The sequence below is a fragment of the Allobosea sp. P1_B10 genome, from assembly GCF_056406735.1.
In genome coordinates this window covers 315,270-337,658 of the sequence record NZ_JBFTZP010000003.1, presented here as the reverse complement: position 1 = coordinate 337,658, position 22,389 = coordinate 315,270, and the positions used below count along the sequence as shown (strand labels likewise).

The 22,389-nt window shown below is 67.3% G+C and carries 19 protein-coding genes; all 19 read right to left on the bottom strand.

Going from position 1 to position 22,389, the window contains the following annotated elements; all coding sequences use genetic code 11:
* Positions 1-8: 8 nt before the first annotated feature.
* Positions 9-2,495, bottom strand: a complete 2,487-nt coding sequence (locus tag AC1D2L_RS08975) for a putative bifunctional diguanylate cyclase/phosphodiesterase (RefSeq protein ID WP_476845512.1) — start codon at positions 2,493-2,495, stop codon at positions 9-11.
* Complete coding sequence (locus AC1D2L_RS08970) at positions 2,492-2,920, bottom strand: response regulator (protein WP_476845511.1); 429 nt, start codon at positions 2,918-2,920, stop codon at positions 2,492-2,494. The genes AC1D2L_RS08975 and AC1D2L_RS08970 overlap by 4 nt, the downstream gene beginning before the upstream one ends.
* 16 nt (positions 2,921-2,936) lie before the next feature.
* A complete protein-coding gene (locus tag AC1D2L_RS08965) occupies positions 2,937-4,823 on the bottom strand; it encodes a sensor histidine kinase (protein WP_476845510.1) in 1,887 nt (628 codons plus the stop codon).
* Positions 4,824-4,908: 85 nt separating this feature from the next.
* Positions 4,909-5,880 carry an ABC transporter ATP-binding protein gene (locus tag AC1D2L_RS08960; RefSeq protein WP_476845509.1) on the bottom strand — a complete coding sequence of 324 codons (972 nt, stop codon included), beginning with the start codon at positions 5,878-5,880 and terminating at the stop codon, positions 4,909-4,911.
* Positions 5,877-6,857: an ABC transporter ATP-binding protein gene (locus tag AC1D2L_RS08955; protein WP_476845508.1), complete on the bottom strand. Its 981-nt coding sequence runs from the start codon at positions 6,855-6,857 to the stop codon at positions 5,877-5,879. The genes AC1D2L_RS08960 and AC1D2L_RS08955 overlap by 4 nt, the downstream gene beginning before the upstream one ends.
* The gene (locus AC1D2L_RS08950; protein ID WP_476845507.1) at positions 6,854-8,398 is read right to left on the bottom strand and encodes a gamma-glutamyltransferase; all 1,545 of its coding nucleotides are present in this window, start codon (positions 8,396-8,398) and stop codon (positions 6,854-6,856) included. Before AC1D2L_RS08950 ends, AC1D2L_RS08955 begins: the two co-directional genes overlap by 4 nt.
* On the bottom strand, positions 8,398-9,309 hold the full coding sequence (locus AC1D2L_RS08945; RefSeq protein WP_476845506.1) for a polysaccharide deacetylase family protein: 912 nt from the start codon (positions 9,307-9,309) through the stop codon (positions 8,398-8,400). Before AC1D2L_RS08945 ends, AC1D2L_RS08950 begins: the two co-directional genes overlap by 1 nt.
* Positions 9,309-10,094 carry an SDR family NAD(P)-dependent oxidoreductase gene (locus tag AC1D2L_RS08940; protein WP_476845505.1) on the bottom strand — a complete coding sequence of 262 codons (786 nt, stop codon included), beginning with the start codon at positions 10,092-10,094 and terminating at the stop codon, positions 9,309-9,311. The genes AC1D2L_RS08945 and AC1D2L_RS08940 overlap by 1 nt, the downstream gene beginning before the upstream one ends.
* Before the next feature lie 13 nt (positions 10,095-10,107).
* A complete protein-coding gene (gene nikC, locus AC1D2L_RS08935; protein WP_476845504.1) occupies positions 10,108-10,959 on the bottom strand; it encodes a nickel transporter permease in 852 nt (283 codons plus the stop codon).
* Complete coding sequence (locus tag AC1D2L_RS08930) at positions 10,956-11,882, bottom strand: ABC transporter permease (protein ID WP_476845503.1); 927 nt, start codon at positions 11,880-11,882, stop codon at positions 10,956-10,958. The genes nikC and AC1D2L_RS08930 overlap by 4 nt, the downstream gene beginning before the upstream one ends.
* A gap of 7 nt (positions 11,883-11,889) precedes the next feature.
* Positions 11,890-13,395 carry an ABC transporter substrate-binding protein gene (locus tag AC1D2L_RS08925; protein WP_476845502.1) on the bottom strand — a complete coding sequence of 502 codons (1,506 nt, stop codon included), beginning with the start codon at positions 13,393-13,395 and terminating at the stop codon, positions 11,890-11,892.
* An 82-nt stretch (positions 13,396-13,477) separates the two neighbouring features.
* A complete protein-coding gene (locus AC1D2L_RS08920; RefSeq protein ID WP_476845501.1) occupies positions 13,478-14,989 on the bottom strand; it encodes an ABC transporter substrate-binding protein in 1,512 nt (503 codons plus the stop codon).
* Complete coding sequence (locus AC1D2L_RS08915; RefSeq protein ID WP_476845500.1) at positions 14,986-15,771, bottom strand: GntR family transcriptional regulator; 786 nt, start codon at positions 15,769-15,771, stop codon at positions 14,986-14,988. Before AC1D2L_RS08915 ends, AC1D2L_RS08920 begins: the two co-directional genes overlap by 4 nt.
* A gap of 129 nt (positions 15,772-15,900) precedes the next feature.
* Positions 15,901-16,926 carry an SIS domain-containing protein gene (locus tag AC1D2L_RS08910; RefSeq protein WP_476845499.1) on the bottom strand — a complete coding sequence of 342 codons (1,026 nt, stop codon included), beginning with the start codon at positions 16,924-16,926 and terminating at the stop codon, positions 15,901-15,903.
* Positions 16,919-17,860 (bottom strand): carbohydrate kinase family protein, encoded by a 942-nt coding sequence (locus AC1D2L_RS08905; RefSeq protein ID WP_476845498.1) that lies wholly within the window; start codon positions 17,858-17,860, stop codon positions 16,919-16,921. Before AC1D2L_RS08905 ends, AC1D2L_RS08910 begins: the two co-directional genes overlap by 8 nt.
* Complete coding sequence (locus tag AC1D2L_RS08900) at positions 17,857-18,933, bottom strand: ABC transporter ATP-binding protein (RefSeq protein WP_476845497.1); 1,077 nt, start codon at positions 18,931-18,933, stop codon at positions 17,857-17,859. Before AC1D2L_RS08900 ends, AC1D2L_RS08905 begins: the two co-directional genes overlap by 4 nt.
* Entirely contained in the window at positions 18,933-20,450 is a 1,518-nt protein-coding gene (locus AC1D2L_RS08895; protein ID WP_476845496.1) for a lyase family protein, read from the bottom strand. Before AC1D2L_RS08895 ends, AC1D2L_RS08900 begins: the two co-directional genes overlap by 1 nt.
* Before the next feature lie 167 nt (positions 20,451-20,617).
* Positions 20,618-21,460, bottom strand: a complete 843-nt coding sequence (locus tag AC1D2L_RS08890) for a carbohydrate ABC transporter permease (RefSeq protein ID WP_476845495.1) — start codon at positions 21,458-21,460, stop codon at positions 20,618-20,620.
* A complete protein-coding gene (locus tag AC1D2L_RS08885; RefSeq protein WP_476845494.1) occupies positions 21,460-22,386 on the bottom strand; it encodes a carbohydrate ABC transporter permease in 927 nt (308 codons plus the stop codon). Before AC1D2L_RS08885 ends, AC1D2L_RS08890 begins: the two co-directional genes overlap by 1 nt.
* Positions 22,387-22,389 lie beyond the last annotated feature (3 nt).

Below are 22,389 nucleotides of genomic sequence, written 5' to 3'. Positions count from 1 at the left end.
CGCCGCCATCAGGCCTCGGTGGGCGAGAGGCGTCCGCTCGTCAGGATCGGCAAAAGGCCAGCCAGCGGCACAGGGCGGCTGAACAAAAAGCCCTGCAACGCATCGCAGCCATAGGCCTGAAGATAGATCAGCTGGTCAGGCCGCTCGACGCCCTCTGCGATGGCGACCATGCCGAGCGAATGGGTCATCGAGATGATGGCCTGCACCAACGCGGCATGGGCGCGGTCGGCCGTCATCTTGGAGACGAAGGCGTAGTCGACCTTCAGCGTGTCGATCGGCAGGCGCGAGAGATAGCTCAGCGACGACTGCTCCATGCCGAAATCGTCGAGCGCGAAGCGGATGCCCTGCCCGGCCAGATTGCGCATCGTGTGCGTGGCCGCGGCCGCATCGCTCAGGATCGCGCTCTCGGTTAGTTCCAGCTTGAGCATGCCGGGCGCGAGCCCCGTCTCCTCCAGGATCGCCACGATGCTGGCCTCGAGCGAGGCTTCGGCGAGCTGGACCGCCGACAGGTTGACCGCGACGGGCACCGGCGTCGCCAGCGCCGCGCACCAGGCGGCGGCATCGGTGCAGGCCTGCCGCAGGGCATAATCGCCGAGCGCCACGATCAGGCCGGTCTCCTCCGCCACGGGAATGAACTGCGCCGGCGAGATCATGCCGCGTTCGGGATGGGCCCAGCGCATCAGCGCTTCGACCCCGACAATGCCGAAGCTGCGGGTGTCGAGCTGCGGCTGGTAGTGCAGAAGGAACTCCTTGCGCTCGATGGCGCGGCGCAGGTCCGCCTCCATGTTCCAGCGGAAGACGGCGGCGCTGGTCATTTCCGCGCGATAGAACTGGTAGCGGCGCAGCGGATTCGCCCTGACCTCGCTCAGGGCGGTGGCGGCGGCGCGGACGAGGCTATCGGGGTCCTCGCCATCGGTGGGCGCAAGGCTGACGCCCAATGCGATGCGCAAGGGCACATCGCTGCGGTCGAACTCGAAATCGGCCTCGGCAGCCGAAAGGACGCGACCGACGATCGCCACCAGCCCGGCCTCGCTGCCGGCATCGGCCGAGAAGGCGAGATAGCGGCCATTGCCGACATGGGCGACGGTATCGCCCGCGGCGAGCGCGCTCTGGATCCGGCGGCCGGTCTCGTGCAGGGCGGCCTCGCCAGCCTCGAGCCCCTGGCTGGCGCGGATGTCGGCGAGCGAGGTCAGTTCGAGGCTCATTACGGCGACCGCCTCGCCCGAGCGCTGCATCTGCACCAGCGCCTGCGCCAGGCGATCGGTGAAGAGCGTCTGGTTGGGCAGCCCGGTGATCGCGTCGTGATAGGCGAGGTAGTCGCGCTCGGCCTGGGCCGCCTTGAGGGCGGTGATGTCCATGCGCAATCCGGCCGTGCCGCCATTGCGCATGCGCCGCTCGGTGACGAGCATCCAGCGGCCGTCACGCAGCCTGTGGAGGTTGTTGCCGCTGAGGTCGCGGTGTTCCGCCATGCGCTCGGCGAGCCATTCCGCCTGACGCCCCTCGGCCTCGGCATAAACGCCACGTTCTCCCGCCGCGCGCATCACGGACTCGAAGCTCGCGCCAGGCGCGATCATGTCGGCGATCTCGGCGTGGATGCTGCGATAGGCCTCGTTCACCATGACGATGCGGTCCTGCGCATCGAGGACGACGAAGCCTTCAGAGATGCTGTCGACCGCATCGTGGAGCAGCGATTCCGCATCCTCGGCCCGACGATAGGCCTCGATCAACGGGGTCTCGTCGCGCGTGACGCCGCGATAGCCGCGCCAGGCGCCGGTGCGGTCGCAGAAGGGCACGCCGCTGGTGACCAGATGACGGCGCGCGCTGCCCTCGCCGAAGCAGACCTGGTAGTTGCGGAACGGGCGGCGCGCGGCCAGGTCGGCCTTGTGGCGCTGCCAGCCGGGATCGCCATCAGGCTGCGCGCCGACGACCTGCCAGCGGGCCTTGCCGAGATCGGTGGCCGGGTCGAACCAGTCATTCGTGGCGAGCGTCTTGGAGAAGAATGTGAAACGATGCTGCTCGTCGGTTTCCCAGACCCAGTCGCCCGTGACCTCGACGATGTTGCTGAAGCGCTGATCGGCCTCGCGCCGGGCCTGCTCCTGGCGCGAGGCTGCGACCTCGCGCACGATTGCCGGCGCGAGCCGGGCCATGTTGTTCTTCAGGATGAGGTCGGCGACGCCGTCGCGCATCAGCTCGACCGCAGCCTCCTCGCCGATAGAGCCCGATACAACGATCACCGGCAGGTCGGGAGCGAGAGATCTGATCAGCCGCAGGATCGTCGGGAAATCCGTGCCCGGCACGTTGAAGTCGGCGAGCACGACGTCGAAGCGCTCGCTCGCGAGCACATCCTCGATGGCCGCGACGGTATCGACGACGCGATATTCGGGCTTCAGCCCCGCACGCCGGAGGCTGTAGAGCAACAGCTCGACGTCGTCCGGCAGATCCTCGATGATCAGCAGACGTGGCGTCCCCTCGACGGCCCCCGCACTCAAAGTCACCGCGGGGATGCCTCGTTCAGAAGCAGCCAATACATGCCGAGCTGGCGCGCAGCCTCCATGAACTCGTCGAAATTCACGGGCTTGCGGACATAGCTGTTGCAGCCGAGGCTGTAGCCGTCGACCAGGTCCTGCTCCTCCTTGGACGAGGTCAGGATCACGACCGGGATCAGCTTGGTGCGATCATCGGAGCGGACGCGCCTGAGCACCTCGAGGCCGTCGATGCGGGGCAGCTTGAGATCGAGCAGGATGACCTGCGGCGCGCCCTCTTCCCGCCCGGCATGCTCGCCGGTGGCGAACAGGTAGTCCAGCGCCTCGACGCCATCGCGCGCCACCACGATCTCGTTCTTGATGTTGTTCTTCCGGAAAGCCCTCAGAGTCAGGGCCTCGTCATCGGGGTTGTCTTCGACCAGCAATATCGGCTTCATCGTTCTCGCCCCCCCGTCACAGGGCGAAGAAGAATACAGCGCCGCGGTGCCTTTCCGCTTCGCCCCAAACCCGCCCCCCATGTTTGTAGACGATGCGCTGGACCGTCGCCAGACCAATACCGGTACCCTCGAATTCGGTCATGGCATGGAGCCGCTGGAAGACGCCGAAGAGCTTGTCGGCGTGAGCCATGTCGAAGCCGGCCCCGTTGTCGCGCACGAAGAAGACCGTGGCGCCATCGATGATCGTCTTTCCGAAGTCGATCCGGGCCGATTCCTGCCTGGAAGTGAACTTCCAAGCGTTCTCCAGCAGGTTTTCCAGGGCAATCTGGAGGAGCCGGGGATCGCCGTCGGCCTCCAGATCGGGCGCGATGGTGACCTCGACATTGCGCTCGGGATCGCGTTGCCTGAGATCGGCGCAGATCTTGCGCGCCACGAGGCTGAGGTTGACCACGTCCTTGTTGAGGTCGGCGCGCGAGACGCGGGCGAGCTTCAGGAGATCGTCGATCAGGTTTCCCATGCGCTGCGCGGCGTTGCGCACCCGCATCAGGTAGTCGCGGCCGGTTGCATCGAGCGTGTCGCCATAGTCCTCGAGCAGCGCCTTGCTGAAACCGTCGATGGAGCGCAGCGGCGCGCGAAGGTCATGCGAGACCGAATAGCTGAAGCTCTCCAGTTCTCGGTTCAGCCCCTGCAGGGTGACATTGTCGCGGGCGAGGCGCTGGTTGAGATGGCGGACCTGCCGCTCGGCCTCGCGGCGCCGCTCGCCGTGATCGGCCAGAACCCAGGCGATGCCGGCAAGCAGCAGCAGGACCGCAAGCAGCGCCGCAAGATAGTCGAAGGCGAGCTTGCGATTGCTCTGCGAATAGACCGAGGCGGGCGTCCGCGTGACCAGGTACCAGCTCGGCGCCACGGCAGCGGGGGACAGGACGCTGGGCCCGGTGACCGCGGTGTCGGGCAGATCGATCGCGGCAAAGCTGAAGAGATCGCCGTCTGCAGAGAACTGGCCCTTGCCGTTGGCCTTTTCGATATGGCCCCAGGCGGCGGGATGGGCGCGCGCGAAGGTGCGGTCGGCACGGTCGGGATACATGAATCCCCACTCGTCCTCGGGACGAGGGCCCAGCAGCCAGTGCCCCTTGCCGTCGATCAGCCAGGCCTCGCCCAACCCCTGCGCGGACAGGCTGCGGACCCTGTCGAGTGCGCGCTGCCCGAGATAATTCAGCACGACGATGCCGCGCTTGCGGCCGGCATGGTCGAAGACCGGAGAGGTCACCCGGATCGTCGGCTTGATCGGCTGCTCGATCTCGCCGCCTTCGACGTTCAGGTCGAAGGCCGAGTAGAAGACCTCGTCGCGTTCGAGCTTCAGCCCCTGCCTGGTATAGGTGCGATCCGACTTGTCCTGGAGCTGGTCGGCGGGAACCATGGCCGGTGTTCCGCCATTCCAGTTGGCCCTGACATCCTCGCGGCCGTCGAGCCCGATGAACCGGACCTGGTCATAGAGCGCGCGGTGAGTTGTGAAGGACAGGAACTGCTCGAGCAGGAGCTCGCGGTCCGACGGGCTGCCGGTGCGGAGCCAGCGCTGCAGCACGGGCTGATCGGCAACGAAGCCGGCATCATTGCCGATCGTGGCCAGCGTGTTGGTCAGCGTGGTGTAGCCGACATCGACCAGCTGCTTCTGGCCGGCGGCGATGACGCGCTGCGTGGCGGAGATCTGTGTCGCATACAGCAGATAGAACACGACCATCGCCACCAGCGCGATGGGCGCAAAGATCATGAGCGTCCGGGCCAGCGTCCTGCCGGCCACGGTTTTCCGGGTCACCGCCTCGATCATGCCTGAACGCCACTTCGCCGCCATCAAGAGATCAGCCGCGCGCGTCCTGCGCTCCGGGCCGAGAGCCTGCGTCGCCATGTGTCGGGGTCGGGACGAGCGCCAGTTCCGATGGGTCAGTCTAAAGCGGGGCGATGACCAAAGTCCTAAATCCCGGCCAATCGGGCTATGCCGTCAGGTAACAGGCTGCCTCGCTGCCCGATGAGGTCGGCAGCAGCGGCGGCCGCGCCGTCGGGCAGATCTCGACGCGAACCGGGCAGCGGCTGACAAACGGGCATCCGGGCGGAGGCGAGAGCGGGCTCGGCAGGTCTCCCGTCAGGATGATCTTTGCGCGCTTGCGCTGCAGGACCGGGTCCGGCAGCGGGATCGCCGAGAGCAGTGCCTGCGTATAGGGGTGCTGCGGCGCCTCGAACATCACGTCGATGGGCCCGCGCTCCATGACGGAGCCGAGATAGAGCACCATCGCCTCGTCTGCGATATGCCTCACCACCGAGAGATCATGCGAGATGAAGAGATAGGCGAGATCGAGATCTCGCTGCAATTCGAGCAGCAGGTTGAGCACCTGCGAGCGGATCGAGACGTCGAGCGCCGAGACCGGTTCGTCGAGGATCAGCAGGCGCGGCGACAAAGCGAGCGCGCGAGCAATCACAACGCGCTGGCGCTGCCCGCCCGACAACGCGCTCGGCAGACGCTCGGCGAAGGCGGCCGGCAGCCCGACCCGGTCGAGCAGTCCGGCGACGCGGTTGCGACGGTCGTTCCGGGTCCAGCCGGCGATCGCCAGGGGCTCGCTGACGCTGTCGGCGATGCTCATCTTGGGGTTGAGCGCGGCACTCGGATCCTGGAAGACGATCTGGATGTCGCGCGAGAGGCTGGCGCGCTCGCTGCCGCGCAGAGATGTGATGTCGCGGCCATCGAACAGGATCTGGCCGGACGTCGGCTGTTCGAGCCCGATCACGGCATAGGCCGTCGTCGACTTGCCGCAACCGGACTCGCCGACCAGCGCGACCGTCTGGCCGGCTGCGACGTCGAAGGAGACGCCGTCGACCGCCTTGACCACGCCGCCCGGCGTGCCGACACCGCGACGCAGCTTGAAATGGACCTTGAGGTCGCGAACCCGAAGAAGCGACGCAGCGCTCATGCCAGTGCCCCGACCCGGGCCGAATGCCAGCAAGCGGCGGCATGGTCGCGTCCGGTTTCCGCCAAGGGCGGCACGGCGAGGCAGGCCTCGTCGGCCAGCGGGCAGCGGGTCCGGAAACGGCAGCCATCCGGCCAGGATTCGGCGCTGGGGACCATGCCCTCGATGGTGCGCAGCGTCATCTTGCGCTGGCCGTGCAGGGTCGGGATCGTCGCCAGCAGCAGCTTGGTATAGGGGTGGCGCGGCGCGTCGAAGATCGCCTCGACCGGCCCGCTTTCCACGACCCGCCCGCCATACATCACGCAGACTTCGTCGGCGAGATCGGCCACGACGCCCATGTCGTGGGTGATCAACACGATGGCGCTGCCGACATCCTGGCGGAGATCGCGCATCAATTCGAGGATCTGCGCCTGGATCGTCACGTCCAGGGCCGTCGTCGGCTCGTCGGCGATCAGCAGGGCCGGCCGGCAGATCAGCGCCGAGGCGATCATGATGCGCTGGCACATGCCGCCGGAGAGTTCGAAGGGGTATTGCCGCGCACGCCGGCTCGCATCTGGGATGCCGACGCGCGTCATCATCGCGATCGCCTCTGCGCGCGCCGCCGAAGCCGAGAGCCCGCGATGCAGGCGCAACGCCTCCTCGACCTGCTCGCCTACCCGCATCAGCGGATTCAGCGAGGCGACGGGCTCCTGGAAGATGATCGTGGCTTCGTTGCCCCGGACATCCGACAGGGCGTCCTCATCGAGCGGCAGGAGGTCGCGGCCATTGAGCCGGATCTCTCCTCCCCCGATGCGCGCCGCCTTCGGCAGCAGGCCCAGCACCGACAGGGCGGTCAGGCTCTTGCCGCAGCCGGACTCGCCGACGATGGCGAGGATGCGCCCGGACGCGACGCTCAGCGAGACATGGTCGACGATGCGGTTGCCCGCGATATCGATGACGAGGTCGTCTATCGCCAGGACAGGGACAGCGGCCGCGCTCATGCGGTCGCCGCCACCACGGCCGCCCATGGGCTGGTCGGATGGGCCATGCCGGTGAAACCGCCGCCAACCGACGCCATCACTGCGGATGGTATCGAGAAATTGACGGGATAGAGCGTGTCCTCGACGATCTCGATGGGATAGGCGCCCGCGACCGCAGCCGCGACATCGGCCTGTGCCCGCGCATCGATCTTGATCCGCGGCGTCGAGGCGTCGATGCGGGGACGATGGAACACCTCCTCGAGCGTCAGGCCGAAATCGGCCATGCCCGAGATCAACTGCAGCACCGTCGGGAAGATCGTGCGCCCGCCTGCCGCGCCGATCGAGAGCACCGGCCGCCCGCCCCGGCTGAGCACCAGCGGGCACATGTTGGCGAGCGGCTGCCGCCCAGCCGCGATGCTGTTGGGCTGGCCGGGGCGCGGATCGAACCACATCATGCCGTTGTTCATGATGATCCCGGCCCGGGGCAGCGCGACTTTCGCGCCGAAGCGCGAGAGCAGCGTGTTGGTCAGCGAGACCATGGTGCCGCTCCGGTCGACGACCGAGACATGCGAGGTGCAGCCGACTTGGGGCGTCGCGGCATGGCCGAGCGTGGTCAGGCGCGTCTCATAGGCCTCGCGGATGGCGGTGGCGTAGAGCAAAGCGGTCTGGGCCGGCGAGGTCTCGCGCGACAGCGGCCCATCGGCCAGGCGTTGAGCGGCATCGAAGAAGGTCGGGCCGCCGCTCAGGCCCGGCACCGCCGCGATCTCGTAGTCGCGATAGCGGCCGGTCAGCGCAGGCGCCCAGACCGGCTCATAGGCGGCGAGGTCGCCGGGGCTGATCGAAGAGCCACCGGCTTCGAGGTCGGCCGCGATCAGCGCCGCGCTCTCGCCCTCGTAGAAGTCGCGCGCGCCCGCCTTGGCGAGCCGTCGCAGCAGGCTGGCCTTCAGCGTCATCGGCTTGAAGCGGCGCGTGTCGGCGCCGGCCTTGGGGCCGTGGCCATCGTCGAGCAGGATTGCCGACAGCGCGGGATCGCGGGCCAGCGCCGGGGCCTCGATCGCGATGCAGAGCGCGGCGAACCAGTCGATCTCCAGCCCGCGCTCGGCATGTTCGATAGCCGGCTGCAGCGCGTCCTGCCACGAGATCGAGCCGTGACGCTCGAGCGCGGCAGCGAGCCCGGCGATGGCGCCCGGCACGCAGATCGCGCCATAGCCGGAGACATTGCGGTCCCCCACCACGGAGGGCCAGCTGAACCAGTTTCCGGCCTGGGCATCGGCAAGCGGATAATCCGCGGGATCGAGCCCAGCGGCCGAGCGGACGTTGAAATCGAGCGTTTCGGTCGCACCCGTCACGCCATCGGCATGGACCAGGAAGCCGCCGCCGCCGATGCCCGAGAGCCAGGGCTCGACCGTGCTCAGCACCAATGCTGCGACGACAGCCGCATCCATGGCATTGCCGCCGCGGGAGAGTACATCGGCGCCGGCCTGCGCCGCATGGCGGTTCTGGGCGGCGACGAGACCATGGGCCGACTGCACCGCGGGTCTCTGGATGGTGAAAGTCTGCATCAGCGCGGCGCCCGGAAGCGGTGGGGTGCGCTCGCCTCGGGCAGGTGCATCGGCACGCTGAAGCGTTCGGCATTGGCGCTGGCGGCGTGATGCGCGGCGAGTTCGCCGACCGTCGCGATCCAGGTTCCCGGCGAGGCCGTGACGGCGTCGAGCAGTTTTTCCAGCATGCGGACGCGCCCGGCGCGGCCCGAGATCCAGTCATGGATCGTCAGCATCATCATGCGGCCCTCGCGATGCAGGACATGCCATTCGTCGAGCCAGGCCTCGAGGATACCGCCCTGCGGCGAAGGCGGGGCGCGGTCGGTCGGGCTGCCGGTGAAGCGGAAATAGATGGCATCGTCGACAGCCCAGAGCACCGGCACCTGGGTCACGCCATCGATGGTGTAGGGGTGATCGAACCCCATCAGCGATGAGTCGTACAGGCCGCGGCGCTTGACCTCGGCCAGCATGAACGGCGTCATCTCCCAGGCCGGCGAGCGAAAGCCCCGCGGCACGATGCCGGCCTGGCTCTTGAACAGCGCCAGCGATTCATCCAGCGCGCGGGCGAATTCCTCGGGGCCCGCTTCGGTAGCGAGCTCGTGAAAATAGCCGTGAAGCCCGATCTCGTGACCGCGCTCGACGAAAGCCGGCAGGAGTTCGGGGTGGTTCCTGGCGACCAGACCCGGCACGAACAGAGTGGCCTTGATGCCATAGCGGTCGAGCAGGTCGAGGATGCGCCAGATGCCGATGCGCGGCCCGAACCGGCGCTGCTCGATCTGGCCAAGGGTGGCCGGCGCATCCGCCGGCAGGGTCCATTGATAGGGGCTCTCGGCGTCGACATCGACGCTGAAGCAGAATGCGCTGCTCTTGCCCTGCGGCCATTCATAGCCGGCGTTCGGAAAGGTCGCGGGCGACAAGGTGGCCGGGTTCATCACAATGCGCTCTTCTTGTCCTGGTGGACGGCCAGCGTGCCGGCCGAGCCGCCGCCATCGACCGTCAGGGTCGCGCCGGTGACGTAGGAGGACGCGTCGCTGGCAAGGTACAGCAGGGCATTGCCGACATCCGCGCGGGAGGACGGGCGGCCGAGCGGGATCTGCGCGATCGTATTGCGGACATGCGCCTCGCTGAGGTCGCTGACCGTGCTGCCGGCGGCAAAGCCCGGCTCGAGCGCGTTCGAACGGATGCCGTACTCGGCGAGTTCGACGGCAAAACCCTTGGTCAAGCGGTCGAGCGCCGTCTTCGAGGTCGAATACACAGTGGCCGTGCGCCGCATCTTGCGGGACGCGCCCGACGAGATGTTGATGATCGAGCCCTTGATCCCTTTGCGCACCATCTGCGTCGCGAGTTCGCGGCTCAGGATGAAGGGCGCGCGCAGATTGATCGAGAAGATGCGGTCGAACTCCTCGGTCGGCGTGTCGAGCAGGAAGGCGCTGGGATAGATCCCCGCATTGTTCACGAGAATGTCGAGCGCGCCCCAGCGCGTGCCGATCTCGGCCGTCAACGCCTTGATCGAGGCCTCGTCCGTGAGATCGGCGGTTTTCCAGAAGCTGTCGCCGCCGAGGCCCAGCGTCTTGGCAAAGGCTTCGAGTTCGTCACCCTTGGCGTCGGTCAGCGCCAGGGTCGCGCCGGCTTCGTGCAACGTCTGGGCGATCCATTTGCCGATCACGCCGCAGGCGCCGGTGACGAGTGCGCGCTTGCCCTTGATGTCGTCGAACATAGCCAGATCTTCCTCAGCGGAAACGGGGATCGAGACGGTCGCGCACGGCGTCACCGGTCAGGTTGACCGCCAGCACCAGCACGAAGAGACAGAGGCCGGGCAGTGTCGCCACCCACCAGGCGGTGGCGACGTAGTTGCGGCCGGTAGAGAGCATCGAGCCCCAGCTCGCCGTCGGCGGCTGCACGCCCAGTCCAAGGAAGGACAGGCCCGCCTCGAACAGGATCATCAGGCCGAATTCGAGCGTCGCGACGACGCTGACGGCACCGATGATGTTGGGCAGGATGTGGCGGAAGAGGACCCGTGGCGCACCCGCACCCATCAGCGCGGCGAGACGGACATAGGGCATCGTGGCAACAGACAAGGTCTGGCTGTAGGCGACGCGCGCGTAACGCGGCCAGCGGGTCAGGGCGAGCACCATGATGACATTGACGAGGCTCGGACCCAGCACCGCGACCGTGATGATCGCCAGCAGCACGGCCGGTATCGAGAGGAAGACATCGACGACGCGCATCACCACGGTCTCGACCCAGCCGCGCCGGTAGGCGGCGATCATGCCCAGCGTGGTGCCGACCGCGCCGGAGAGGATGACCGAGGCGAAGGCGACGACCAGCGATACCCGCGCGCCGTAGATGATCCGGCTGAGGATATCGCGGCCGAGCTCGTCGCTGCCGAGCCAGTAGTGGAAGGCGCGCGACACGGTGCCCGGCGGCTTCAACCGGCCGATCAGGTTCTGCTGGTTGGGCTCGTAGGGCGCGAGCCAGGGCGCGAAGATCGCCGCCAGCACCACAAGCCCGACGATAGCCAGCGGCCACCAGCGGCGCAGGCCCAGCCCCTGGCGCGGACGGGGGGACGCGAGCGTGCTCATCGGGCGCCATCCAGCACGATGCGAGGGTCGACGATGCTGTAGAGCACGTCCGACAGCAGGTTCAGCGCCACCGTGACGAAGGCGCCGAGCAGGACGACGCCCTGCACGATCATGAAATCGCGCGCCAGGATGGCCTGAACCGTGACCTGGCCGATGCCGGGCCAGGCGAAGACGGTCTCGACGATGACCGCGCCGGCGAGCAGGTTGGAGATCTCCAGCGCCGCGACGGTGATCAACGGGATCGAGGCGTTGCGGGCGATGTGGCGCAACAGCAGGCGGGGCTTCCGGACGCCGCGCGAACGGGCGGTACGGGCATAGTCCTTCGACAATTCGTCGAGCAGCGCCGAGCGCGTGATGCGCGCGAAGGTCGCCATGCTGAGCAGGCCGAGCGCGAAGGACGGCATCACCAGATGCGAGAGGTCGCCTGTCGAGGACGGCGGAAGCCAGCCCAGCAGCACGGAGAACACCATGATCATCAGGATGCCGCTCCAGAAGGTCGGCATGCTCTGGGCGGCAAGCACGAAGCCAGCCGCCGCCTTGGCGACCGGGCTGTCGCGATAGACAGCCAGCAGGATGCCGATCGGCACCCCGATGCCGCACGCGACGACGAGCGCGCCGGCGGCCAGCATCAGCGTATAGGGCAGGCGCGAGGCGATGATGGTCAGCACCGGCACGCGCTGCACCACCGATTGCCCGAGATCGAAGCGGGCGAGATCGGCGAGGAAGTCGAGATACTGGATGAAGAGCGGCCGGTCGAAGCCCAGCGCATGGCGCAGGGCGTCGATATCGGCCTTCGTCGCGGTCTCTGGCACCAGGAGATAGGTCGGGTCTCCCGTCAGCCGCTGGACGAAGAAGATCAGCGTCGCCACGCCGAGGATCGTGACGAGCGCCTGTCCGGCGCGCTGGAGCAGGAAGCCGGGCACCGGGCCGTCAGTCCTTCCAGCTCATGCGGTTGACGAAGATGCTTTCGTTGGGCGTGGGCGTCCAGACGAGGTTCTTCGCCGTGCCGTACATCTGCGCCGCCTGGTAGAGCGGGATCACGAAATTCTCGCTGGCGATGCGTTCGTGCACGATCTTGTAGGCGGCCAGCCGCTTGGCGGGGTCGAGCGTCTGGCGCGCGGTCTCAAGCGCATCCTCGATCGTCTTGTCCTTGGCGTTGGCCCAGCCGCTGGCGCTGTGCAGGATCGGGAAAAGCACGCCGTCGGCGTCCTGGCAGCCGCAGGACCAGCGGCTGAAGGCCATGACCGGAATGGCGTCGGGGCCGCTCTGCATGCGCTTCAGCCAGGAGCCCATGTCAGTCATCTCGATCTTCACGTTGAGGCCGGCATCGACGAGCATCTGCTGCAACGCCTGCACGACGCGCTGATCGTAGACCGGGGCCGTCACGAGAGCGATCTCCTGCTTCGCTTTCGGCCCGACGGCGGCGAGTTCGGCCTTGGCCTTGGCGAGATCGAAGGGCAGGTCCTTGATACCCTCGACGAAACCCTCATGGGCGGGCGAGAGCATCTGCGCGAGCGGCTTCTCGTATCCGCCGAGCACGCCATCGGTGATCGCCTGCTTGTCGATGGCCTGGGCGATGGCGCGGCGCACGCGCGGATCGTTCAGCGGCTCCTTCTGCACGTTCATCGCGAGATAGGCGACGCGCTCGGTCAGCACCGGCACGGGCATGGCGCGCTGCGAGGTCTTCAGCTGGGCGGCGAGATCGCCATCGAGATTGGCGGCGAGGTCGGAGGTCCCGGCGAGCAGGTTGGCGACGCGCGTCGCGGCGTCGGGAATGGCGCGGAAGACGACGTTGGGGAACGGCGCCTTGGTGCCCCAATAGGCGTCGTTGCGGGCCAGCGTAACCGAGACGCCACGCTGCCAGGCACCGAACTTGTAGGGGCCGCTGCCGACGGGGGCGAGGTTGAAGGCGTCCTTGCCGACGGCCTCGACGGTCTTCCTGGGTACGATCGAGAGCTTGGCCAGCTGCGCCAGCAGGGCGGGATAGGCACCGTTGGTGGTCAGCGTGACGGTCTTCGCATCGTTGGCGACGGCCTCGGTGATCTTGTCGAACTGGCCGAGTTGCGGGCTGGCGAACTTCGGATCGGTGATGCGCTTGACGCTGAAAACGACGTCGTCTGCCGTCAGCTTCGAGCCGTCATGGAAGGTGATGTCGTCGCGCAGCTGGAACTGGATCTGCGTGTCCGAAAGCTGCTTCCACGCGGTCGCGACCTGCGGCGCGATCAGGCCCTTGTCGTCGCGGGTGACGAGATTGTCGAAGATGTTTCGGTAGACGTAGTAGCTGTCGGGGTTCCACTGGACATGTGGATCGAGCGAGTTCGGCTCGCCGACGAGATCGATCGTCAGGCGGTCCTTGGCGGCAAGGGCCGCGCCGCCCGGCAGGGCCAGGCAGATTGCGACCAGCGCGCTGGTCAGCATCCGGCGTGTTTTCTTCATGACGTCATCCCCTCTTTTGTCGTTTGGGCGCCCGGTCTCCTCCCGGCGCCTTTTGCGGCGTTTCGATCGCCGCGATCTCGCGTCAGTCGCTCCAGCTCATCCGGTTCAGGAACAGGCTTTCATTCGGGGTCGGCTGCCATTTCAGGCTCTTGGTGGCCCCGTAGATGACGGCCGACTGATAGAGCGGCACCAGCGGCACTTCCGCGGCGATGAGTTCCTGGACCTGCTTGTAGGCGGCGAGCCTCTTGTCCTTGTCGAGTGTCTGGCGCGCTTCCTCGAGCAGGGCATCGGCCTTCGGGTTGCGATAGGCCGACCAGCCGCTGCTCTTGTGGATCAGCGGGAACAGCGTGCCATCGGCATCCTGGCAGGCGCAGGACCAGCGCCCGAAGCTGAGCGTCGAGGTGCCTTCCGGCCCCGCCTGCGCGCGCTTGAGATAGCTCGCCATGTCCGACATCCCGATCTTCACGGTGAAGCCGGCATCTCCGAGCTGTTGCTGCAGCGCCTGGACGATGCGCTGGTCGAACACCGGCGCCGTCGCCAGCTCGATCTCGACCTTGGCCGCAGGACCCGCCTCTGCCACCAGCGCCTTGGCCTTGGCGAGATCATAGGTCGGGCCCTTGAGGCCCTCGATCCAGCCGAAGCTCGCCGGGGTGCCCAGTTGCGAGACCGGCTTGTCGAAGCCGCCGAGCAGGCCGTCGACCAGCCCCTCCTTGTCGATGGCATAAGCGGCGGCGAGCCGCAGCTTGACGTTGTCGAAGGGCGGCTTCGCGGTGTTCAGCCGGAGATAGGCGACGCGCTCGGTCAGGCCGATCAGTGCCTGGGCCCTGGCAGCGGATTTCAGCTGGGCGGCCTGGTCGGAATCGAGCGTGACGCCGAGATCGCTGGTGCCGGCCTGGAGATTGGCCAGCCGCGTCGCGCCATCGGGCACGGCGCGGAAAGCGACGGCGGGGAACGGCCCCTTGGCGCCCCAATAGGCGTCGTTGCGGGCCAGCGTCACGGCCACGCCGCGCTGCCAGCCTTCGAACCTGTAGGGTCCGCTGCCGACGGGCTTCAGGTTGAAGGCGTCCTTGCCGACAGCCTCGACCACCGCTTTGGGCACGATCGAGAGTTTGACGAGCTGGGCCAAAAGGGCCGGATAGGCGCCGTCCGTGGTCAGCCTGACCCTGGTCTGAGAGATCGCAGTCGCATTGGTGATCTTGTCGAACTGCCCGAGCTGCGGGCTGCCGAACTTGGGATCCGTGATGCGCTTGACGCTGTAGACGACATCGTCTGCCGTCAGCTTCGAGCCGTCATGGAAGGTGATATCGGGGCGAAGCTCGAATTCGATCTCGGTGTCGGACGTGTATGTCCACGAGGTCGCGACCTCCGGGACGATCTCGCCCTTGTCGTCGCGGGTGACGAGATTATCGAAGATGTTGCGGTAGACGTAGTAGCTGTCGGGGTTCCACTGGAGCTGCGGATCGAGCGATGACGGCTCGTTCACGAGATCGACGACGAAGCGCTCCTTCGAAGCCTGCGCCGGAGCGGCCGCAGCCAGAACGAGCACCGCAGCGCAAGCGGCCGCGCGAGGATAGGTCCGCCAGGCTAGGGTCATGACTGCTGCTCCTTCGTCAGGGAGATCGGTTGATCTGCGGTGGTAACGGCAGGGCGGCGCCCGCCCCGGCGGGCCGACCGGGCGGGCGGGGCCGACGGCTGGGCGGAGAGCGCCAGAAAACCATGGGCGAGCGCATCGGCGAAGCTCCGGTGATCGCGCGCGATCGCCTGCGTTGCCGCTTCGGGATCGCCCGCGATGAGCGCCGCGACGAGGTCGCCGAGATCGGCCGGGAGGATGGGATGGCCGGCGAGATCGAGCCTGCGCACGATGCGGTCGGCATGATCCCGGATCTCGTGGAGCCAGCGATGGGCAAAGGCTCCCGCACCGGCGGCAAGGAGTTCGCGCAGCTGGCGTTCGGCGCTGCGTGCCGTTGCGAGCGCGGCCGGTTCGCTCCGGCCCGAGACCGAATTCACCATGCCCAGCAGGGTCACGGCGCCGGAACGGGCAGGCTCCGGCAGGGCCTGCGTCGCCAGCGAAGGCTCGAGCCGTCGGAGCCCGTCCAGCACGGCTGCGATCAGCGTGGCATCTATCGGGGCGATCCGCCAACCCTGGCGTGCATGCCGGCTGACAAAGCGCGCGGCTGCAAGCTCCGTCAGCGCCACGCGGACGCTGGCCCGGCCGAGCCCGAAGCGTTCGGCCAGCGCCGCTTCATGGATGAATTCGCCGGGGGTTAGCTCGCAGGTGACGATCGCCTTGCGCAGCCGCCTGGTCGCCACGTCGAGCCGGGCCTCGGCGATCGGGGCGGTGGCAGCGGCAACGAACGGAGACGACGTGTCGAGCATGGCACGAAGTCTGGATCGCTCTGTGAGATTTCACAAGAGCGTTGTGAGCGATCACGCGCAGTTTGGAATCGTTTGCTCCCGATGCTGCGTGCCGTGGACGAAGCATCCTTCCGGGAGGGCGAGCGCGCCTCAGGTCGTGCGGGTGACCTTGCTGAGGTGCGGCGGGTTGTCGGGATCGAGCCCCCGCGCGATGGCAAGTTTCGCGACTGCGCCATAGAACGCCCGGATCTGCGCCAGCGGGACGAGGGGCACCGGGACATTGGCGGGCATTTCAAGACCGTGACTGCCGGGCAGCCCCGCTCCCGCAAAGGCGATGCTGGCTCCCAGTTGCGCAAACCGCTCGGCAACGGAACGCGAGCTTTCGCCGCCCTCGTCGCCGGGATCGAGCACGAAAGCGGGAAAGCCGGGACCGACGAGCGCGAACGGGCCGTGCAGGACCTCCGCCGCACTGAACGCCTCGGCGTGGATGCGGCAGGTCTCCTTCAGCTTCAGCGCCAGTTCCTGCGCGATACCGAGGCCGAGCCCGCGTCCGACAACATAGAGGCTCTGGGCGTCTTGCAGGGCGAGCAGCGCTTCGCTCCAGTCGCAGTCGCCGGCCTCGTGCAGGACGCGCGGCGCCTGCGCTAGAGCGGCCAGCAGATCGGGACGACCGCTCCAGGCAGCGACCAGTTGCAGCAAGGCGGTGCAGGTGCCCAGAAAGCTCTTGGTCGCGGCGACACTGCGCTCGGGGCCGGCGCGCAGCGGAATCAGAACATCGACGAGGTCGGCCAAGGGCGAGGTCTCGTCATTGACGAGCCCCACTACCAACGCGCCCGCGCTTTTGGCGGCTTGCGCCAGTCCGAGGATGTCGGGGCTGCGACCCGATTGCGAGATCGCGATAAAAAGCGCGCCCGACAGGTGAAGTTCGCCGTCATAGACCGAAGCCAGGCTCGGACCCAGGGACGCGACCGGCAGGCCGAGCACGCGCTCGATCAAGTATTTGCCGTAGGTCGCGGCGTGGTCGGAGGAGCCGCGCGCGCAGGTCACGACATAGGCCGGCTTGAGCACGCGCAGGCGGTCGACGAGATCGGCCATGATCGCGGCGTTCTCGACGAACTGCCGCCGGGCGACGGCGGGGGCTTCGGCTGCCTCCCGCTCCAACAGTGTTTCAGGCATGAACAGGCTGCTTTGTAATGTCGGCCGCGACGCGCGCGACCTCTGCGGGGTCGAGACGCTGGCCTGCGCCACCGACGGCGCCGACCGAGATCGTGCCGCAGGCGATGCCCTGCGCCAGCGCCTCGCGATCCGGCTGGCCTGCGAGCCAGGCGGCCAGGAAGCCGGCGTTGAAGGCATCCCCGGCGCCGGTGGTATCGAGCACCTCGACGTCCCGAGGCGCGGGCAGTGCGAACTGAGTTGTGCCCCGGAACAGCCTTGCGCCCTGCGCGCCGTCCTTGATCACGACAATCGGGAAGCGCTGCGCCAGCCTGGCGCCGGCTTCGTCCAGAGCCTCGGTGCCCGCAATGGCGCGCGCCTCGGATGCGTTGGGCATCAGGATATCGACGCCGGCACAGCGCGCGATCAACTGGGGGTCATGGATCAGAGCATCGTCCCAGCTCGGGTCGAGCGAGACGCTCAGGCCCGCCTGCTTGGCGGCGGCCACGAGGTCGGGAATTTCGGCCAGCGTCGCAAATTCGGCGATGTGGAGGTGGCGCGCTGCGGGGCTCGCCAGCGCAGCCTCCAGCGTCGCGGGCCTTGCTGTTCCGGCACGGCGCGAGAGGAAGGCGCGGTCGCCGCCGCTCACCATAGCGACCGTGGGCTGTGGCCCGGCATCCTCTGCCTTTTCGAGCCAGCGCAGGTCGACGCCGCTCGCGCCCAATGCGGGTTCGATCGCCCCCGATAGCAGGTCGGTGCCGATGCGGGCGAGCAGCGCCGCCCTGGCCCCGAGCGCTGCCAGATGGAACGCTGTGATGAAGCCGCCACCACCGGGCACGAGCGACATCTCGCTGGCGAAACGCTCCTGGCCGAGAGCCGGTAATGCGTCCAGCCCGCGAAAGATCAGGTCACAGTAGAGCCGTCCGATGCTGAGGACGAGGTCGCGCCCAGCCGTCACAGCGCGCGCTCGCTCGCGGCGTCGAACAGGGTCAGGGTCGCGACATTGGCGCCCAGACGCACGCTCTGGCCGACTGCAGGCGGCGATTTTGCGGGTGCCGCAGCCAGGATCAGCCCGCCGCCATGCTCGACATGGACGAAGGTCTCCGAGCCCAGCGGCTCGATCACCGCCGCAGTGCCATGCAGGATGAGATCGGCGCTCTCGTCATCACCCAGCACCCGCAGGTTCTGCGGGCGCACTCCGACAAGGATGTCGGGCGGAAGCGTCGCATGGCCGGCCGGCAGCGGCACGGGCGCATCGCCCATCGCGAGCATCGGCGTGCCCGCCAGCATCGTCACCCGGCCGGGCAGGATGTTCATGGTCGGCGAGCCGATGAAGCGCGCGGTGAAGACGTCGACCGGCTTCTCATAGAGCTCCATCGGCGCGCCGACCTGCAGGATGTGGCCATCGCGCATCACGACGATGCGGTCGGCCAGGGTCATGGCCTCGACCTGGTCATGGGTGACGAAGACGATGGTGGTGCCCAGCCGCTGGTGCAGGCGCTTGATCTCGAGCCGCATCTGCGCGCGCAATTGCGCATCGAGATTGGAGAGCGGCTCGTCGAACAGGAACACCGTGGGGTCGCGCACCATGGCGCGGCCGATCGCGACGCGCTGGCGCTGGCCGCCCGACAGGGCCGAGGGCCGGCGTTCCAGCAGCGGCTCCAGGCCGAGGATTCCAGCGACCTCCTCAATGCGCTTGCGCTTCTCCGCCTTGTCGAGCTTGGCCGTGTGGAGCCCGAAGCCGATATTCTCGGCCACGCTCATATGCGGATAGATCGCGTAGTTCTGGAACACCATGGCGATGTTCCGGTCCTTCGGCTCGAGCTGGTTGACGACCTTGCCGCCGATCGAGATCGTGCCGCCATCAATGTCTTCGAGACCCGCGATCATGCGCAGGGTCGTCGACTTCCCGCAGCCCGAGGGGCCGACGAAGACGACGAACTCGCCATCGGCGACGCTGAGGTCGATGCCGTGGACGACCTGCGTCTTGCCATAGCGCTTGACCAGGCTGTTGATGTCGATCCCGGCCATTATTCTGTTTCCATCAGGGCAGCGTATGCTGCGTCGAGGTCATGTCGCGCCGCAGTCTCGCGGGCGGCGATTGTGGCGGCGGTGGCAGTCGCCCTGTCGAGCGTGGCGCGATAGCCCGCCAGCGCCCGGCCCAGAGCCTGTTCGCCCGGCCCGCCAAAGCATTCGCGCACGGCGACGAAGTTTTCCGGCGAGACCACCACGGCAAAGGCGGCGGCGGCCAGCGCGGGCTCGCGGCCCGTGGCATGGCGAAAAGCCTCGACGAAGGGTGTGTAGCCGTCGCGCGGGAGATCGCCGTCGATCGCGACCACCGCGCGCGCGACCGAAGCCGCGATCTCGTGGGCGGCCCGGAAGGACAGGCCCTCGCGCCGCACCAGCGTGTCGGCGAGCTCGGTGATGGTGATGCAGGAGCGGCGGATGTTCTCCGCGACACGCCGGCCATCGACCTTGAGCGCCGGCAGCAGCGCCGCCAGCAGGTCAAGCACGCGCTCGCCGGTGAAAAAGGCCTGATAGCCGGCCTCGTTGGTCTCGCCCTCGGCGTCGTTCATGTCGGTGAACGGGGTGTTATGGACGGTGTCGCGATAGATGCGCGCGCGTGACGTGGTCTGCGAGGCGAGATGGCGCAGGTGTTCGATCGGCACCGGATTGCGCTTCTGCGGCATGATCGAAGAGATCTGCACGAAGGCGTTGGGTACATAGAGCTGCCCGACCTCAAAAGCCGTCCAGACCTGGAAATCCTGGATCAGGCGGCCCAGATGCAGGAACACCAGCTCGAGCGCGCTGAAGGTGCCGGTGGCGTAGTCGACGGCCGCGATGCAGCCATAGGAGTTTTCCAGCGGCGCGGAAAAGCCGAGCAGATGCGCGACGCGGGCTCGGTCGAGCGGGAAGCCCGAGGTGGTGATCGCGGCGGCGCCCATCGGCGAGAGGTCGAGCGCAGCGCGCGCCTGCACCAGCCGCTCATGGTCGCGCAGCATCACCTCGATGGCGGCGGCGAGATAGTGCCCGAAGGTGGTCGGCTGCGCTGGCTGGCCATGGGTATAGGCCACGATCAGCGTCGCCTTCTCCCGCTCGGCCAGCGAAAGCGCGGCTGAGATCAGGGCGCGCAGCTTTGCGGCGAGACGGTCGAGCCGCGGCTTCAGCGCCAGCTTGAACAAAGTGTGGTCGATGTCGTTGCGCGAGCGGCCGGTATGGAGGCGGCCGGCATCGTCGGGTGCGAGGCGCTTGCGCAGCTCCGCCTCGATCAGGAAGAAGAAATCCTCGACCTCGCCGGTATAGCTCAGCGTCGCCGGGTCGATCTCGCGGTCGATCGCGGCCAGGGCGCGGGCGATGCGCCCGGCGGTCGCGCGCGGCAGGATGCCGGTCTCGGCCAGCATCACCAGATGGGCGCGGTCGATGGCGCGGAAACTCTCGACGTGATGGGTCCTGGCGCCATCAAAAAGCGGGCGCAGCACCGTCTCCTTGTAGACGGGATCGGGGAAGACGGTGGTGTCGCTCAGGCGCGGGTCGATGTGATCAGTCATTGTTCAATCCACGCTTTGAACGATTGCTCGGACACACGCCGTCATCCTGGCCGAAGCGAAGCGGAGTGCCGGGATCCATCATAGCGTTCCGGTACCCCTTGATGGATCCCGGAGCTGCGCCGCTGCGCGGCTTGTCCAGGATGACGGCGTGGTTATGAGCGTTCATGTCAGCCCTTGAGACCGGCCATCACCACGCCGCGCACGATGTAGCGCTGCAGCAGCAGGAAGACGGTCAGCGTCGGGAGCGTCGCGAGCGCGGCGCCGGTCATGATCAGCTCCCACTGGATCTGCGATTCCACGGCGAAGCTCGAGAGTCCCACCGGCAGGGTGTAGAGCTCCTTGCTGGTGGTCACGATCAGCGGCCAGATGAAGGCCGTCCAGTTGCTCAGGAAGGTGAAGATCGCCAGCGCAGACAGGGCCGGCGTCACCAGCGGCAGGGCGATGCGCCAGAAGATCGCGAACTCGTTGAGCCCGTCGACGCGCGCCGCCTCAAGGAAGTCATCGGGCACAGTCTCGAAGAACTGCTTCATCAGGAAGGTGCCGAAGGCCGTCATCATGCCCGGGAACATGATGCCCCAATAGCTGTCCAGCCAGCCGAAATTGCGGGCCATGACATACCAGGGAATGACCAGCATCTCGGTCGGGATCATCAGCGTCGAGAGGATCGCCAGGAACACGATATAGCGCCCGCGGAAACGGAACTTCGCCAGCGTGTAGCCCACAAGGCTGTCGAAGAAGACATTGGACAGGGTGACGACAGTGGCGATGCCCAGCGAATTGGCGAACCAGCGCAGGAAGCGCCCGTCAGACAGCACGGTGGCATAGTTGTCGAGGCTCGGATTGGCCGGCAGGAACCTGAGATCGTAGACCTCGGAGGCGTCCTTCAGCGACGTCGAGAACATGAACAACAGTGGCGTGATCATCAGGATCCCGCCGGCTAGCAGAAGGAGCCAGGCGATGATGCGGCCAGGCTGGAAGCGGGCGGAGCCGCGAAGCGTCAGCGCGGACATCAGCGGTCCCTCAGCAGGCGTAGCTGCACCAGCGAAACCACCAGCAGAGCCAGGAAGAGCACGACCGTCTGCGCGGCTGCATAGCCCATGTCGAAGGACGAGAAGGCGGTCTGGTAAATCATCAGCACCAGCGGCTTGGTCGCATTCAGGGGCCCGCCGGGATCGCCGCTGGTCATGTTGTAGACCTGGTCGAAGATGCGCAGGAACCCGATCGAGGAGAACACCACGAGGAAGATGATGGTGGGCTTGAGCAGCGGAATCGTGATGCGGCGCAGGATCGTCATGTCGGAGACGCCGTCGATGCGCGCCGCTTCATAATAGGTGTTGGGAATGGCGCGCAGGCCAGCCAGGAAGATCACGATCTGGAAGCCGAGCCCGGCCCAGACAGCCGGCGCCAGCACCGCCGGCAGCGCCTGGCTGGTCGAGCGCAGGAAGGGCTGCTGCGGCAGGCCGACACTCGAGAGCACATCGTTGATCAGGCCGATCGGCACCGGCTGGTAGAACCAGCGCCAGACCCAGGCCATGGCTGCGGCCGTGGTCAGGAACGGCAGGAAATACAGCGCCCGGATGAAGCCGTGCATGAAGCGCACGCGGTCGAGATGATAGGCAATGATGAAGGACAGCAGCAGGCTGACCGGCGTGCCGATCAGGAGATAGAGCACCGTGTTGCGGAACACCTGCCAGAACACGACGTCGGCCCAGAGCCGCTTGAAGTTCGCCATGCCGACAAAGCCGGGCTTGGTCAGCAGGTTCCAGTTCGTGGTCGAGATGTAGAAGGCCTCGAGCGTCGGATAGAAGCGGATCAGCGCATAGAACAGGATCGGCACGGCCAGGAAGGCCCAGGCCCAGACGACCTGCTTCTGGCGCAGCGTCAGCGCACCCCAGAAGCGGCCGCCGGAGCGGTAATTGTCGATTGAAAGGCTCATCGG